A 16,105-nucleotide genomic window follows, 5' to 3' on the forward strand; every position below is an offset into this window, starting at 1 on the left:
TTTGTCGCTCGGCCTTGGCGAATTTCCTCGCACGTCTTTGAGTCGGAGTGAGCTTTTTCTTAACCTTTGCCATGTCTGACCATTCTGGTGCTAACAGGTATTAGACTGCCCATCCTATGATTGGACAATCGTGCTGGCACTTTTTTCCGGCAAATGCAGCCTGCCAGATTCTCCCAAGCCTATGATTCTTACAACTATTAATTTAAATTTGGCAGTATAGCCAAAATTCGCGCTCCTGCTGCATTTCCCGGCATGACCGCTTTGGATCGAAAGCGGCCATCAACAGCTCAAAAACCCTTTTATGCACGCTCTTACCCCACCACCTACTCCCTCAAACTCTGCTTAGCTTCAAAACTACCAAATCTGGCTTATCCGTGTCATTAGAAAATAGTCACGTATCTAGCGCTTTTCTTCGCTTTGCCTCCTTGGGTTGAACGCGGAAAGCTTGGCAGCATTCACGTTGCTGTAGATGCTTTGCTTATACCACCGGCTGGGCTCTTAACCCTTAGGCATTGGCCGACATTGGCTCATGGGCTGCCGTTGCATGATAAAAACCATATTGCGTCGCACAATCAGCGTTGCTATTAAATAATAGTAAGCGCAAAGATTGATTAATAACCGCCAAAGCAAGTGCTCCTACTACTCTGCTTAAAGCGAGAACCTGACAAATGAGCCAGCGAATCCTGATCCTGCTGGGCCACCCCGATACCAGTAAGGCGCACCTGTGTCACTCTTTCGCGGATCACTATAGCGAAGGCGCCCAGGCCAGCGGCCACGAGGTTCGCCTGATTAACATCTCCTCTCTGGAATTCCCGCTACTGCGCAGCCAGCAGGAGTGGCAAACGACTCCTCTGCCCACTTCACTAACAGCAGCGCAAGAGTCCATCGGTTGGTGTCAGCACTTGGTGCTTATCTTTCCACTGTGGCTTGGCGACATGCCAGCTCTTGTCAAAGCGTTTTTAGAACAAGTGCTGCGACCGGGCTTCGCCTTCGCGCACGTGGAAGGCCACCCACTGGGGAAAAAGGGTCTGACTGAACGCACAGCGCGAGTCGTGGTGACCATGGGCATGCCAGCGGTGATCTATCGACATCTTTATCGAGCGCACAGCATCAAATCATTGGAGCGCAATGTCCTTGGCTTTGTCGGCTTCTCTTCAGTGCGTGAGACTCTGATCGGAGGTGTAGAGACAATGAGCGAGCAAAAACGCAACGAATGGTTTCGCAAGCTGCATAAGTTAGGAAAAGAAGCCAAGTGAAGCTAACAGCGGCCAACCAGTAGATGACGGTAATGCATGACGCAGTTGTTGAACTTGCGGCCGAGGCAAGGCAACTAGACAAAATGCTATCTATAGCCCCTTTTCTCCCTTTAGCCTCCCCACACCGAACGCGGTAAGCTTTACAGTACTCTCGTTGCTGAAGATACTTTCCCCATGCATACCCACTGGATTCTTGGCCCTGGTGCCATTGGCCGCCTATTGGCGCACTCCCTAACCCCGTTTGTTGATGTGGCGGTGATTGGCCGCCGTGTATTGCCTTCGCGACAGTTGCTAACCACGCCGGAGGGCGAAGTGCGTGCGCAGCACTTAACCTCACTTACCGCTGAGCAGTTGGCGGCTGATGCGCCGGTGCCGCCCGCCTTTGTGCATATCACTACCAAAGCGATGGCGGCTGAGACCGCGCTTGAAAGCCTTATCAGCATTATTGCGCCCTCCACTCCGCTGGTGCTTTGGCAGAACGGTTTTTATGCCCAGCCGCTCATTACCCAAACCTGGCCTGGGCCGGTGCTTTGCGCCACTACTACTGAAGGCGCTTACTTAACCGGTGATGATGGTGTGGTTCATGCGGGGCGTGGGCATACCTATGTTGGCGATTTGAATAATCAGCACAGCAAGCTGGCGGAAACACTGGCGAAGACATTAACCCAGGCGGGCCTTGCCGCTAGAGCAGTGGATGATATTCGCCAACGGTTGTGGCAGAAGCTAGCGGTTAACGCAGCGATTAACCCGTTGGTGGCGCTGCATGGTGTGCGTAATGGTGAATTGCGCGGTGAAGCTTATGCGGGCCGTGTGGTGGCTGTGGTAAAGGAAGTGGCAACGATTATGTTTGCCTTGGGTATTCAGCCACCCAATAACGGACAGAATGAGGAGGCGTGGCTGGAGCTGGTGTGGCAGGTGGTTGAGAAAACCGCAAGCAATAAAGCGTCTATGCTGCAGGATGTGGAGGCTAAGCGACCCACTGAACGCGGGGCTATTTTAGGGCCGTTGATTGAGAGTGCCAGGCGGCATGGGGTGGGGTGTGAGGTGTTGCAGGGGCTGGATGATGAGTTAGCGGTGCTAGAGGCTAGTTTTTAGGCCTATTCTGAGGCAGCTTCGCTGCCCTTTCGCGCGCTAAAGCGCCCTCCTACAATGGGTATCAATCATTGTGGGATATTAAGGTACTGCCCCAGATATACTGTTAACCGTTATCTAGAGAGGGTGGTCGTTTGTTTGAATTGAGTTTCGTGCGTGAAACCTGAGGCAGCTTCGCTGCCCTTTCGCGCGCTGAAGCGCCCCCCTACAATGGGTATCAATCATTGTGGGATATTAGGGTACTGCCCCAGATACACTGTTAACCGTTATCTAGAGAGTGGCCGTTTGTGTGGATTGAGTTTCGTGCGTGAAACCTGGGGCAGCTTCGCTGCCCTTTCGCGCGCTGAAGCGCCCTCCTACAATGGGTATCAATCATTGTGGGATATTAGGGTACTGCCCCAGATACACTGTTAACCGTTATCTAGAGAGTGGCCGTTTGTTTGGATTGAGTTTCGTGCGTGAAACCTGGGGCAGCTTCGCTGCCCTTTCGCGCGTTGAAGCGCCCTCCTGCAATGGGTATCAATCATTGTGGGATATTAGGGTACTGCCCCAGATACACTGTTAACCGTTATCTAGAGAGGGTGGTCGTTTGTTTGGATTGAGTTTCGTGCGTGAAACCTGAGGCAGCTTCGCTGCCCTTTCGCGCGCTAAAGCGCCCTCCTACAATGGGTATCAATCATTGCGGGATATTAAGGTACTGCCCCAGATATACTGTTAACCGTTATCTAGAGAGGGTGGTCGTTTGTTTGGATTGAGTTTCGTGCGTGAAACCTGGGGCAGCTTCGCTGCCCTTTCGCGCGTTGAAGCGCCCTCCTGCAATAATTTATTAGCCATTTTGAGTGGTGTATCGTGTATTTCTATTAAGTAACCGGGATCATCACTACCTTGCGGTAAGTGGGTCGCTCGGCTAGCTGCTCTGTCCAGAGCTGTAGGTGTGGGCGAGGTTGCCAAGTTAGGCCGCTGTTGAGCATGTTGTAGACAAACGGCGCGATGGCGATATCGCCCAAGCCAAACGCATCACCGGAAAACCAGGTCTGATTTGCCAGGGCGTTATCCATTAATGCAAATAGTGCTTCGCTCTCTTTAATCGCGGCTTCGATAGCGGCGTGATCGCGTTTTTCGGGCGGCGTTCTTACATAACCCATCAATATTTTGCGATGGCTTGGGGTAAGCGTGCTGTTGGCCCACTCCATCCACTTTTCCATCTGGGCGCGCTTGGCGGGCTCTTCAATCCATAGCTTGCTCTGGCCATATTGGGCGGCTAAGTAGCGAATAATGGCGTTGGATTCCCACAGTACGCTATTGGTGGCGTCGTCTTTGAGTAGTGGTACCAGACCGGTGGGGTTCATGGCGAGGTATTCCGGGGTGTTATTTACCCCGTGCTCAAGACCGGCCTGGATTTGCTCAAAAGGCAGTTCCAGCTCTTCGAGTACCCACAGCACTTTTTTGACGTTGGTGGAGTTATTGCGGCCCCAAAGCGTAATCATAGTGGTCCTTTATTGTTTGAGCATAGTAAATAAGCTGAATTTGCCGTGGATGAAGGTAGGTGGCAAGGAGGTACTTGAGTGGCATTGCCGGGGCGGCTTCGCCGCCCTTCCGCGGGTGCCTCGTGTTGCTCGTTCCTCGCAACACTCGTTACCACGCGCTACAACACCTCTCCCCCCTCACACATTACCCTTCAAACCTCACTACTCATCCTCACTCTTTATCTTGATAAAACTGCATCAGGCTTGAGAAGTCGAGTTTGCCGTTGCCCTTGGCTTTGTGAAGGGTGAATAGCGAGCGGGCGGCGGAGCCCATGGGGATCGCTGATGCGCTTTGTTGGCTGACATCCATGGCCAGCCCTAGGTCTTTGATCATTAGATCTACCTGGAAGCCACCTTGGTAATTTTTAGACGCGGGTGCGTTTTCCATTACCCCTGGGTAAGGGTTATAAACATTTAGTGCCCAGTTGCCACCGGAGCTCTGCTTCATAATTTCTGAAAGCACCGCTGGGTCTAGGCCGTTTTTAACGCCCATATTAATCGCTTCACAGGTGCCCGCCATCAAGATAGATAGCAGCATGTTATTGCACACTTTGGCCACCTGCCCTGCGCCATGGTCACCGGCGTGGAAGATATTTTTGCCCATTACCTCCAGCACTGGCATGGCCTGTTCGAACTGGGCATCAGAGCCGCCGACGATAAAGGTTAGCGTGCCCGCTTGAGCGCCGCCTACTCCGCCAGAAACCGGTGCATCGACAAAGCCAATGCCTAACATCTCGCCTTCAGCAGCCACGCTACGGGCGGTGTCAGCATCGATGGTGGAGCAGTCGATGACCAGCGCGCTCTGCTTGATGACTTCGAACAGCGGCGTATCGCCCTCTACATACAGCCCGCGCACGTGCTTGCCTGCAGGTAGCATGGAGATCACAAAATCTGCACCGGTGGCGGCCTCTTGAGCCGAAAAAGCCACTTCGCAGCCGTTGGCTTTGGCGGTCTCCAGTGCGTCTTCAGTAAGATCAAAGGCGCGCACGTTGAAGCCTGCTTTTGCGAGGTTGGCAGCCATCGGGCCACCCATATTGCCTAAACCGATAAACGCGACAGTTGTCATTTCTTTTGTCCTTATTATTTGTTTATGAAGATTAAATCTTGGTCTGCTTATTAGCCTAGATCAGCAAGAGGGTTCTTATCCCACGGAGAGGCTAACAGTTCATCAATAAAGTGTTGTTCCACAGAGGCCACCTCCGGGTAAGTCCACGTCGGTTGGCCGTCTTTATCGACCAGCAGCGCACGCACACCTTCGGGGAACTCTCGATGGCGGCAGCACTGTACCGAAAGCGCCATCTCGGATTGGAACACCTCCGCCAATGACATGTGCTTGGCGCGTTTTAGCTGTTCATCGATTAGTCTGACGGACACCGGGCTGCCATGAGCCAGCGTTTGCTGTGCTTTGCTGAACCATTTATTGTCACTTTCGACCGCTGCAACGGCCTCGATAATTTGCTCAACGCTGTCGTGATCCATCAGCTCGCGAATCAGCGGTGAATGCTGGTAAACCGGCGCATCCAGCTCGGCAAATACCGGCTGCGATGTCTGTTCAAGCTCACGCATAATGCGATTAACCACACCGTGGGCGTCGGTATTTTCGCCTTTCCCCCAATGAGCATCAGTTAATTGCTGCACCAAGGTATCACGATGGTGGCTTGCAATACTGCGGTCGGCCAGGCCAAGGTGAACGGCATCCGGTGCGTTTATTTGGCAGCCGGTCATGGCCAAAAAGCGCCCGATACCGTTAGAGAGCCGATTCAAAAACCAGCTGGCGCCCACATCCGGGTAAAGGCCAATGGTGACCTCTGGCATGGCTAAGCGAGAGGTTTCCGTGACCACCCGGTGGCTGCTGGCACTTAACAGCCCCATACCGCCGCCCATCACAATGCCGTTGCCCCAGCAGATCACTGGTTTGGGGTAGGTATGGAGTAGATAATCGAGCCGGTACTCGGTCTCAAAAAAGCGTTCAGGAAAGCTGGGGTCGCCCTGGCCGGTAATCGCTTTATAGAGGTTGACAACATCTCCGCCAGCACAAAACGCTTTCTCTCCCGCGCTATCCAGCAGTATCGCCACGACTCGCTCGTCGGTCGCCCAGACGTTTAAACGCGGCAACATCTCTTCGCACATCTCAAGCGTTAGCGCATTAAGCGAGCGCTCGGCGTTGAGCTTGATCTCTGCAATTACGTGGCCATCGCCGGTAGGGTGTTCGGTAAACAGTACGCTACTCATTAGCATTCCTTATCCGAAGATCATATTCACTATCCGCTACAGCTCGGTGGCCCCTTCAGCCAGCACCCGGCGGGAGATGATCAGGCGCATGATTTCATTGGTGCCTTCTAGAATCCGGTGTACCCGGGTATCGCGCACGTAGCGCTCCATGGGGTACTCCTTGATATAGCCGTTTCCACCATATAGCTGAAGCGCTTCGTCGCATACTTTGAAGCCCACATCGGTAGCAAAACGCTTGGCCATGGCACAGTAGGTAGTGGCGTCGGCGTGGCCTGCATCCAGTTTAGCGGCGGCCATACGCACCAATTGTCGTGCGGCAACCAGCTCGGTGACCATATCGGCTAAGCGGAACTGCAGCGCCTGAAATTCGGCTAGGCGCTTACCAAACTGCTTGCGCTCAAGCATGTACTCTCGCGCTTTGTTGATCGCCTGCTGAGCGGTACCAATTGAGCAGGTGGCAATGTTGATACGGCCGCCGTCTAGGCCCTTCATGGCGATCTTGAATCCTTCGCCTTCGTTGCCAAGCAGGTGATTGGCAGGCACCCGCACATTTTCAAAGGTGATCATGCGGGTCGGTTGGCTGTTCCAGCCCATCTTCTCCTCTTTGCGACCGTAGCTGACGCCTTCACTGTGAGCATCGACTGCAAATGCGGAAACGCCTTTGGCGCCCTCGCCACCGGTACGCGCCATCACCACTAGGAAGTCAGTGCTCCCCGCGCCAGAGATAAACATTTTGCTGCCGTTCAGCACGTAATGGTCGCCATCGCGTTTGGCGGTGGTTTTCAGCGAAGCAGCATCTGAACCGGAGTTGGGTTCGGTTAAACAGTAAGAGCCCAGCAGCTCGCCCGTTGCTAGCTTTTCGCCCCACTGCTCTACTGCTTCCGGGGTACCGAAATCCGCCAGCATCCAGGTAACCATATTGTGAATGGTGAGATAGGCCGTCGTAGAGGTGCAGCCCATGGAGAGCTGCTCAAAGATGATGCTGGCATCCAGTCGCGAAAGGCCTAACCCGCCGACGTTTTCGGGCGCATAGAGTGAACAGAAGCCGAGCTCGCCCGCTTTACGAATCACATCAACCGGAAAGAACGAGGTTTGATCCCATTCGGCGGCGTGAGGCTCTAGCTCGTTTTGGGCAAACGCCCGCGCCATATCGGCAAAAGCGACCTGGTCTTCATTAAGCTCAAAATTCATGGCGTATCTCCGCGAATGCGCATGCGCACTGCTGTTGTCGTTATAATTGACGTTAACGTTAACTTATCCATTTACCCGACGACAAGCAACCTGCCAGCGCTTGCGACCTTAGGTGTAGGCGCTCAAAGTCTGAATAGAAAAAAGGGCGCCAAACGGCGCCCAACAGTAAGGATCAATAAGTACGGGACAGAAAGCGTGTTAAGGGTAGCAAACGTGCTACTTAAAGTTTTTGCGGTACATCTTGTCCAGCTCGCCAATAATCCCGCTGCGAAAACTCAGTACACACACCACAAAGATAATCCCCAAAATCACGCTAACCCAGTTGCCCAGCGGTGACTGCGCCAGCAGGTGCTGAAGGCTGACCACAATCCCAGCGCCCATTAAAGGACCAAGCAAAGTACCTACACCACCAAGCAAGGTCATCAGAATCACCTCGCCGGACATATGCCAGTGAGCGTCGGTTAGCGAGGCCAGCTGGAAGACCACGGTTTTGGTGGAACCGGCAAGACCAGCCAAGCCCGCTGAAATCACAAAGGCCACTAACTTGTAGGCATCAGTGTTGTAGCCCAGCGAGACTGCGCGGGGCTCGTTTTCACGAATCGCCTTCAGCACCTGGCCAAACGGTGAATGCACCGTGCGCTGAATAAGCGCGAAGCCAAATAGGAAGATAGCGAAAACAAAGTAGTACATTGTCATATTGCTGCGCAGGCTGATCAGTCCAAACAGCTCACCGCGAGGCACGCCGTGTAGGCCATCTTCCCCACCGGTAAATGGCGCCTGCACAAACATGAAGTACACCAGTTGGGCGATCGCCAGGGTCACCATGGCGAAATAGATGCCTTGGCGGCGAATGGAAAGCACCCCAAACACAACCCCCAACAGCGTCGCTAACAGGGTACCGGCAATAATGCCCAACTCTGGGGTTAACACTGGGTAGCTTGCCAAGAGGTAGCCGGTAACGTAGCCACCGGTGGCGAGAAACGCCGCATGGCCAAAAGAAAGCAGCCCTGCATAGCCAAGCAGTAAGTTAAACGCGCAAGCAAACAGTGCAAAGCAGAGCACTTTCATTAAGAACACGGGATAGGCGACGAACGGCGCCACCAGCCCGACGACAATCAGCGCCAAATAGAACATATTACGCCGAAATCTTGCACGCTTCTGGCGTTCAAGCACCGCCGTTGGCGCCGCAATCAAAGTAGATTCTGTCATGGTTATGCCTCCTTACCGAACAGCCCTGCGGGGCGCAACATGAGCACAAGGATCATGACGAGAAAGATCACGGTATTGGAAGCTTCCGGGTAATACACCTTGGTCAAGCCTTCGATGATACCCATCGACAGGCCGGTGATAATGGCGCCCATAATCGATCCCATCCCACCAATGACCACCACCGCAAATACCACAATCAGCAGGCTGGAACCCATGGTCGGCGATACTGGATAAAGCGGTGCAGCCAATACGCCAGCGAAGGCAGCCAAGCCAACACCAAAGCCATAGGTAAGCGTGATAAGCAGCGGCACATTAACGCCGAAGGCCTGCATTAATTGCGAGTTTTCTGTGCCCGCTCGCAGGTAAGCCCCTAAGCGGGTGCGTTCGATCATAAACCAGGTAAACAGACACATCGTCAGGGCTGCGACCAGCACCCAAGCACGATAGGTAGGCAAGAACATAAAGCCTAGATTCAAACCACCCTGGAGAATTTCAGGTGTTGCATAGCGCGCGCCGGAAACGCCAAAGAAGTTAACCAGCGTGCCTTCAAAAATTAGAGCTAAACCAAAGGTCAGCAGTAACCCATACAGGTGATCCAAATGGGCGATACGGCGGAGTAAAAAGCGTTCAAGCAGAACACCAAAGGCACCGACCACCAGTGGCACCAATACCAGCGCCAGCCAGTAATTAATACCTAGATAACGAAAGCCTAACAGCGCGGCGAAGGCCCCCAGCATGTATTGCGCCCCGTGGGCAAAGTTGACGATCTTCAACAGGCCGAAGATGACCGCCAGGCCCAGGCTAAGCAGTGCGTAAAAGGCGCCATTCACCAGGCCCAGCGTTAGCTGCCCCATGAAGACGGCCAATGGCACGCCGAATATCATCGTCATAACGCGACTCTCCTCGCCGTCAAGCAGTTGGCGGCAAATTGCCGCCAACCGGTTCTATCCTTCACTTACATTTATTTCAGGCTTAAGCAATGCCTTAAAATTAGTTCTGGACCAGTTTGCACTGGCTTTCAGACAGCGGACGGTAGGCTTCTTCGGCGGAAATGGTGCTGAGGATTTCGTAAAGATCCCACTCGCCGGTGGACTCTTCTGGCGTTTTCACCTGAGCTAGGTACATATCGTGAATCATGCGGCCATCTTCACGGATGCTGCCGTTACGGGCGAAGAAGTCTTCAATCGGCATTTCGGCCATTTGTGCACGTACCGTTTCAGGGTCGTCGGTGCCAGCCTCCTCAACGGCTTTTAGATAGTGCATCGTGCTAGAGTAAATACCTGCTTGTACCATGGTGGGCATACGACCTACTTCGTCGTAGTAGCGCTGCGCCCACTCGCGGGACTGCTCATCCATATCCCAGTACCAGCCAGTCGTGAGCAATAGCCCTTGAGTTGCTTCTAAACCGAGTGCGTGTACATCATTCAAGAAAATCAACAAGCCTGCTAACTGCTGGCCAGATTGCGTCAAGCCAAACTGACTGGCCGTGGTAATCGCATTGACGGTGTCAGCGCCGGCGTTAGCTAGGCCAACAATTTTGGCACCCGACCCCTGGGCTTGAAGAATATAGGAGGAGAAATCACTGGTCGGAAACGGATGGCGAACACCGCCGACGATTTCGCCGCCGCTCTCCTCCACCACTTTTGTTACGTCAGCTTCAAGCGCATGGCCAAAGGCATAGTCAGCGGTCAACATAAACCAGCTGTCGCCGCCCTGCTCAACGACCGCTTTTGCGGTGCCGTTTGCCAGCGGGTAAGTGTCATACACCCAATGAATGTGATTGGGTGTACAGTGCTCATTGGTCACACTAGACGCCGCAGAACCCGACACAATACCCAGGCCATTGTTCTCTTCTAGCACACGGGTGACCGCAATGGTCACGGAAGAGGCGACTAAGCCTGCCACCATGTCCACGTTGCGCTGATCGATCCACTCGCGCACGGTGTTCGCACCTACGTCGGCGCTGTTACGGTCATCCGCGCTAAACACAACAATCGGGGAGCCATTTACGCTACCGCCAAAGTCGGCAACGGCCATTTCTAGTGCGGTTTGACCGCCTGGGCCAGCCAGGTCGCGATAAGTACCCGACATATCCGCCAGATAACCTATGCGTATTTCACCGTCGCTTATATCAGCTTGGGCGGTGGAAATAGCAAAACTAGAGGCAGCTGCCACGGCGATACTAGCGGCCAGCGTTTTCTTCATAAAGGTCATGTTCGTCTCCTGGCCCTTGTGGGCCCTTATTGTTGTGTAGCTGTTGTGTAACGACGTACTTGGTAGCGATTAATTTATTGATTTTGTGAGCATCGAAGCGTTGGCGCAAAGAGCGTTTAATAAGTAGCGCTTAATAGTTAATGAGTAACAGGTAGTGAGTAATAGAGAGTGCGTTATACCCCTAGCATTGAGTTGAGGTGTTCCCGGCGCGATGGCAGCTGCGCGGCGCTGATTTCTTCGACAATCTGGCCGTGATCCATCACAAAGTGACGGTCTGCCAGCGGTGCCGCAAAGCGGAAATTCTGCTCTACAAGCACAATGGTCATACCGCGATCTTTTAGCTGAACCAACACCTCTGCCAACTTCTGCACGATGACTGGGGCTAGCCCTTCGGTAATTTCATCGAGCAGCAGCATGCGCGCTCCGGTGCGTAAAATACGCGCCATGGCTAGCATCTGCTGTTCGCCGCCGGAAAGCCGCGTTCCTTGGCTTTTACGCCGTTCATAAAGGTTAGGAAACATGGCGTAAATTTCATCCAGGCTCATGCCACCCGACGAAACGGTGGGGGGCAGCAGTAGATTTTCCTGCACATCCAAGCTGGCAAAAATGCCACGCTCTTCCGGGCAATAGCCAATACCCAGACGAGGAATATGGTGCGCCTTCATCTGCAGCGTTTCGTTGCCATTAATCACAATAGAGCCGGTACGCCGCCCTACCATGTTCATAATTGATTTTAAGGTGGTGCTACGGCCAGCGCCGTTGCGGCCTAGCAACGTGACCAGTTCGCCGCGTTTTACATCAAAATTTACCCCATGCAGGATGTGCGATTCGCCGTAATAAGCGTGCAGATCCTTGACGCGTAACATTTCTCGGCTGGGAGAATTCTGGACAGGCGCCTGGGCTTCAGCAGTGTTCATACGTGCGCTCCCTCTTCTTCCGCAGCGTCGCTACCCATATATGCTTCACGCACCAGCGGGTTACGGGACACGCTTTGATAATCACCTTCTGCTAACACGGCGCCACGCGCCAACACGGTAATTCGATCACACAGGCGACTAACAACGCTTAAGTTGTGCTCGACCATAAGCACCGTACGCCCTTGCGAGACGCGCTTGATCAATGCCACGATCCGGTCTACATCTTCCGCGCCCATGCCCTGGGTGGGTTCATCCAGCAGCATCATGGTGGGGTCTAACGCCAAGGTCGTGGCAAGCTCAAGTGCCCGTTTGCGCCCGTAAGGCATCTCTACGGTGAGCGTGTCGGCGTACTCGCGCAGACCCACTTCTTCAAGCAGCTCTAACGCCCGCTCGTTTAAATGATCCAGGGATTTTTCAGATTTCCAAAAATGGAATGACGTACCTAGCTTGCGCTGGAGCGCCACACGCACGTTTTCCAACGCCGTCATGTGGGCAAATACCGCAGAAATTTGAAACGAACGCACCAAGCCCAACTGCGCAATCTCATTAGACTTTTTGCTGGTGATCGACTTACCACGGTACAAAATATCGCCATGGGTCGGCGGTAGAAACTTAGTTAATAGATTAAATACGGTGGTTTTACCGGCACCGTTTGGGCCGATCAGTGCGTGAATATGCCCTTCTTGTACCTGAAGATTAACGTCATCTACAGCTGTAAAACCGCGAAACTCTTTGGTCAGACCTCGGGTTTCGAGGACAGGTCCCTGAAGGACATCGTTTGCACTCATAGAGTGACAGCCTCTTATTGTTGTAGTGCTGAATGCTTTATAGGTTGGACAGTACAAGCATCACCAGCCTCCACTGCCTTACCTGAACGTAAGGTGCATGTGCAAACTAGCAACTGAAGTAGTCGCATTACAATTACAACTTTGGTCTATCAACACGCATTATCAATGTAAATAAGTACTTACAATTCTAAAATATCAGTAGGTTACAGCAATTCAACGCATTTCAACAGCTAGCAACTATTGCTTTACGTTAACGTAAACTTGTTTTAGCCTCAGTGGCAGTGTTCTATAGGAACAACTCCTTCTTTCAGAGAATGTCGACCATGAGCAAAACGTACTCGATCAGCGAACTGGCCAGCGAGTTTGACTTAACCACCCGCAGCATCCGCTTCTACGAAGACCAGGAGTTGCTCCACCCTACTCGTCGCGGGCAAACAAGGGTTTACAGCAGTAAAGACCGGGTACGCCTAAAACTGACTATTCGCGGTAAGCGGTTGGGGTTTTCACTGGCTGAGATTCGCGAGCTATTCGAGCTCTGGGATGAAACCCGCAGCGGTAGCAAAAAACAGCTGCATTTAATGCTCAGCAAAATAGGCGAGCGCCGTGCCGCACTCGACCAGCAAATGAAAGACATCACGATGGTGCAGCTAGAGCTAGAAAGCGCCGAGATTCGCTGCCGACAAGCGTTAGAAGAGCTGCACGAAAAACAAAACGAAGAAGAGCGAGCGGGCGCTACCGATCAAGCAGCCTCTCCCTCTTCCGCCGCAATGCACTAATTCGGCGCTTGGTCATAGGTGCCGCCAGCTCGACTCGCCGACGCAGCCAGTCAACATAAATTAGCCATACAATTAACAACAGGTGATTGACCATGTTTTCACACTACTCAGAACTCAACTTCGGTCTTGATGACGAACTGAACATGCTGCGCGAGCAGGTCAACGCCTTTGCTGCCAGCGAGATTGCCCCCCGTGCTGCGGAGATTGACCGCAACAACGAATTCCCCAACGAGTTATGGAAAAAGTTCGGCGACATGGGACTGCTAGGTATCACGGTTTCTGAAGAGGATGGCGGTAGCGGCATGGGCTATCTCGCCCACTGTATCGCCATGGAGGAGATCTCGCGGGCCAGCGCATCGGTCGCGCTCTCTTACGGCGCTCACTCCAACCTTTGTGTGAATCAGTTGAAGATTAACGCTTCCGCCGAACAGAAAGCCAAATATTTGCCCAAGCTGATGAGCGGTGACCATGTGGGTGCACTGGCAATGTCAGAACCCGGAGCCGGTTCCGATGTGGTCTCTATGCAGCTGCGCGCCAAGCGAGACGGTGATCGCTACATTCTTAATGGCAACAAGATGTGGATCACCAACGGCCCGGATGCGGATGTGCTAGTGGTGTACGCCAAAACTGATCCTGAGGCCGGCTCCAAAGGCATTACTGCGTTTATTATCGAAAAAGACATGCCCGGTTTCTCCACCGCTCAGAAGCTCGACAAGCTTGGTATGCGTGGCTCCAACACCTGCGAGCTGGTATTTCAGGACTGCGCCGTTCCCGTTGAGAATATCCTCGGTGAAGAAGGCAAGGGTGTACGAGTACTGATGAGCGGTTTGGATTACGAGCGCACCGTACTTGCTGCAGGCCCCATCGGCATTATGCAGGCCGCCATGGACGTGGTGATGCCCTATATCCATGAGCGTAAGCAGTTCAATCAGTCGATTGGTGAGTTCCAGCTGGTACAGGGCAAAGTGGCCGATATGTACACCACCCTGAACGCCTGCCGCGCCTACTTATACGCAGTGGCGGCGGCCTGCGACCGCGGCCAAGCCTCCCGCAAAGATGCCGCCGGGGTGATTCTTTACTGCGCCGAGAAGGCTACCCAAGTGGCACTAGATTCCATTCAGCTACTCGGCGGCAACGGTTATATCAACGAGTACCCCACAGGACGCCTGCTGCGCGACGCCAAGCTGTATGAAATTGGCGCGGGCACCAGTGAGATTCGGCGGATGTTGATTGGCCGCGAACTCTTTAACGAAAGCAAGTAACAAACGTCATAAGGGTCGCGCCATGAGCACTGTGAATAGCCAAATTAATCCCCGCAGCGATGTGTTTCAAGCCAACGAAGCCTCCATGCTGGGTGAAGTCAAAAAACTGCGTGAGCTGACCGCCGCCGTCGCACAAGGTGGCGGTAGCAAAGCTCGCGAGCGCCACGAAAGCCGCGGCAAACTGTTTGTGCGTGACCGCATCGATCATTTGATTGATGAAGGCTCGCCGTTTCTAGAGTTTTCCGCCCTTGCGGCCCACAACATTTACGACAGTGAGATCCCTGCGGCGGGTGTGGTGACCGGTATTGGCCGGGTTTCCGGCGTCGAGTGCGTGATCGTGGCCAATGATGCCACCGTTAAAGGCGGCACCTACTTCCCGCTCACGGTGAAAAAACATATTCGCGCTCAGGAGATCGCCCGCAAGCATCGCCTGCCGTGCATCTATTTAGTCGATTCCGGCGGTGCTTTCCTGCCCTGCCAGGATGAAGTGTTCCCTGATCGCGACCACTTCGGGCGCATCTTCTATAACCAGGCGACCATGTCGGCCGAAGGCATTCCACAAATTGCCGTGGTGATGGGTTCCTGTACCGCTGGCGGTGCTTATGTGCCTGCCATGGCAGACGAGTCGATCATTGTTAAAGAGCAGGGCACGATTTTCCTCGGTGGCCCGCCCTTGGTAAAAGCCGCCACCGGTGAGAGCATTAGCGCTGAAGACCTGGGCGGTGCCGATGTTCACGCCAAGATAAGCGGTGTCGCCGACCACTATGCGGAAAATGACGCCCATGCGCTGCAGCTGGCCCGCGCCTGTGTGTCGCGGCTGAACTGGCAAAAACGCGGCAAGCTCGCCATGCAGGCACCCAAGCCACCCAAGCTAGATCCTGCTGAGCTATACGGCATTGTCGGTACCGATCTGAAAAAGCCCTACGACGTGCGCGAAGTGATTGGCCGTATCGTCGATGACTCCGATTTTGACGAATTCAAACGCTATTACGGCGAAACGCTGGTTACCGGCTTTGCGCATATTCACGGCTTCCCAGTGGGGATCGTGGCCAACAACGGCGTGCTGTTTTCGGAAAGTGCTGTAAAAGGCGCGCACTTTATTGAGCTATGCGCCCAGCGCAAGATTCCGCTGATTTTCCTACAGAACATTACCGGCTTTATGGTGGGTTCCAAGTACGAACACGAAGGCATTGCCAAGCACGGCGCCAAATTGGTCACTGCCGTGGCCTGCGCCAAAGTTCCCAAGTACACCGTACTGATTGGCGGCAGCTTCGGCGCTGGCAACTACGGTATGTGTGGACGGGCTTACGACCCCAATCTGCTGTTTATGTGGCCCAACGCGCGCATTTCGGTGATGGGTGGTGAGCAGGCTGCGGGCGTTCTGGCCCAGGTTAAGCGCGAGCAGCATGAACGCGAAGGCCGCGAGTGGAGCAAAGAGGAAGAAGAAGCCTTTAAACAGCCCACTCGCGAGCAGTATGAGCATCAGGGTCACCCCTATTATGCCAGCGCTCGCTTATGGGACGATGGTGTGATTGATCCGCTGCAAACCCGCGATGTGCTCGGGCTCTCTCTAGCGGCTGCGATGAATGCTGAAGTCGAAGAGACACGCTTCGGCGTGTTCCGGATGTAAGGGGCAATCACC

14 protein-coding genes are annotated in these 16,105 nt (G+C 53.7%); 5 read left to right on the top strand and 9 right to left on the bottom strand.

The annotated features are described in order from the left end of the window. Positions 1-668 precede the first annotated feature (668 nt). Together ACQKE4_RS13915 and ACQKE4_RS13920 are read left to right on the top strand one after the other, a co-directional pair. Positions 669-1,256 (top strand): NAD(P)H-dependent oxidoreductase, encoded by a 588-nt coding sequence (locus ACQKE4_RS13915; protein ID WP_427389009.1) that lies wholly within the window; start codon positions 669-671, stop codon positions 1,254-1,256. A 174-nt stretch (positions 1,257-1,430) separates the two neighbouring features. Continuing rightward, positions 1,431-2,351 carry a ketopantoate reductase family protein gene (locus ACQKE4_RS13920; protein WP_427389010.1) on the top strand — a complete coding sequence of 307 codons (921 nt, stop codon included), beginning with the start codon at positions 1,431-1,433 and terminating at the stop codon, positions 2,349-2,351. A gap of 857 nt (positions 2,352-3,208) precedes the next feature. Here ACQKE4_RS13920 and ACQKE4_RS13925 read toward each other — a convergent pair. The 9 genes from ACQKE4_RS13925 to ACQKE4_RS13965 all read right to left on the bottom strand — a co-directional run bounded on the left by ACQKE4_RS13925 (position 3,209) and on the right by ACQKE4_RS13965 (position 12,425). After that, positions 3,209-3,835: a glutathione S-transferase family protein gene (locus tag ACQKE4_RS13925; RefSeq protein ID WP_427389011.1), complete on the bottom strand. Its 627-nt coding sequence runs from the start codon at positions 3,833-3,835 to the stop codon at positions 3,209-3,211. A 211-nt stretch (positions 3,836-4,046) separates the two neighbouring features. After that, positions 4,047-4,940 carry a 3-hydroxyisobutyrate dehydrogenase gene (gene mmsB, locus ACQKE4_RS13930; RefSeq protein WP_427389012.1) on the bottom strand — a complete coding sequence of 298 codons (894 nt, stop codon included), beginning with the start codon at positions 4,938-4,940 and terminating at the stop codon, positions 4,047-4,049. Between the two features lie 50 nt (positions 4,941-4,990). Next, positions 4,991-6,106, bottom strand: a complete 1,116-nt coding sequence (locus ACQKE4_RS13935) for an enoyl-CoA hydratase/isomerase family protein (RefSeq protein ID WP_427389013.1) — start codon at positions 6,104-6,106, stop codon at positions 4,991-4,993. A 36-nt stretch (positions 6,107-6,142) separates the two neighbouring features. Further along, positions 6,143-7,297, bottom strand: coding sequence for an acyl-CoA dehydrogenase family protein (locus tag ACQKE4_RS13940; protein ID WP_427389014.1), 1,155 nt, complete (start codon positions 7,295-7,297; stop codon positions 6,143-6,145). 216 nt (positions 7,298-7,513) lie between these two features. Then, positions 7,514-8,506, bottom strand: a complete 993-nt coding sequence (locus ACQKE4_RS13945) for a branched-chain amino acid ABC transporter permease (protein WP_427389015.1) — start codon at positions 8,504-8,506, stop codon at positions 7,514-7,516. Between the two features lie 2 nt (positions 8,507-8,508). After that, a complete protein-coding gene (locus ACQKE4_RS13950; protein ID WP_427389016.1) occupies positions 8,509-9,396 on the bottom strand; it encodes a branched-chain amino acid ABC transporter permease in 888 nt (295 codons plus the stop codon). Positions 9,397-9,496: 100 nt separating this feature from the next. Next, a complete protein-coding gene (locus ACQKE4_RS13955) occupies positions 9,497-10,720 on the bottom strand; it encodes an ABC transporter substrate-binding protein (protein WP_427389017.1) in 1,224 nt (407 codons plus the stop codon). 173 nt (positions 10,721-10,893) lie between these two features. Further along, positions 10,894-11,637: an ABC transporter ATP-binding protein gene (locus tag ACQKE4_RS13960; protein WP_427389018.1), complete on the bottom strand. Its 744-nt coding sequence runs from the start codon at positions 11,635-11,637 to the stop codon at positions 10,894-10,896. After that, the gene (locus tag ACQKE4_RS13965) at positions 11,634-12,425 is read right to left on the bottom strand and encodes an ABC transporter ATP-binding protein (RefSeq protein WP_427389019.1); all 792 of its coding nucleotides are present in this window, start codon (positions 12,423-12,425) and stop codon (positions 11,634-11,636) included. Before ACQKE4_RS13965 ends, ACQKE4_RS13960 begins: the two co-directional genes overlap by 4 nt. Positions 12,426-12,748: 323 nt before the next feature. Between ACQKE4_RS13965 and ACQKE4_RS13970 the strand changes: the two genes are divergently transcribed. The 3 genes from ACQKE4_RS13970 to ACQKE4_RS13980 all read left to right on the top strand — a co-directional run bounded on the left by ACQKE4_RS13970 (position 12,749) and on the right by ACQKE4_RS13980 (position 16,093). Continuing rightward, a complete protein-coding gene (locus ACQKE4_RS13970; RefSeq protein ID WP_427389020.1) occupies positions 12,749-13,201 on the top strand; it encodes a MerR family transcriptional regulator in 453 nt (150 codons plus the stop codon). 92 nt (positions 13,202-13,293) lie between these two features. Next, entirely contained in the window at positions 13,294-14,463 is a 1,170-nt protein-coding gene (locus tag ACQKE4_RS13975) for an isovaleryl-CoA dehydrogenase (protein ID WP_427389021.1), read from the top strand. Positions 14,464-14,485: 22 nt separating this feature from the next. Then, entirely contained in the window at positions 14,486-16,093 is a 1,608-nt protein-coding gene (locus ACQKE4_RS13980; RefSeq protein ID WP_427389022.1) for a carboxyl transferase domain-containing protein, read from the top strand. The last annotated feature ends 12 nt before the right edge of the window (positions 16,094-16,105 follow it).

Origin of the sequence: Halomonas sp. NPDC076908, from assembly GCF_050269715.1 — a bacterium.
Classification (GTDB): domain Bacteria; phylum Pseudomonadota; class Gammaproteobacteria; order Pseudomonadales; family Halomonadaceae; genus Vreelandella.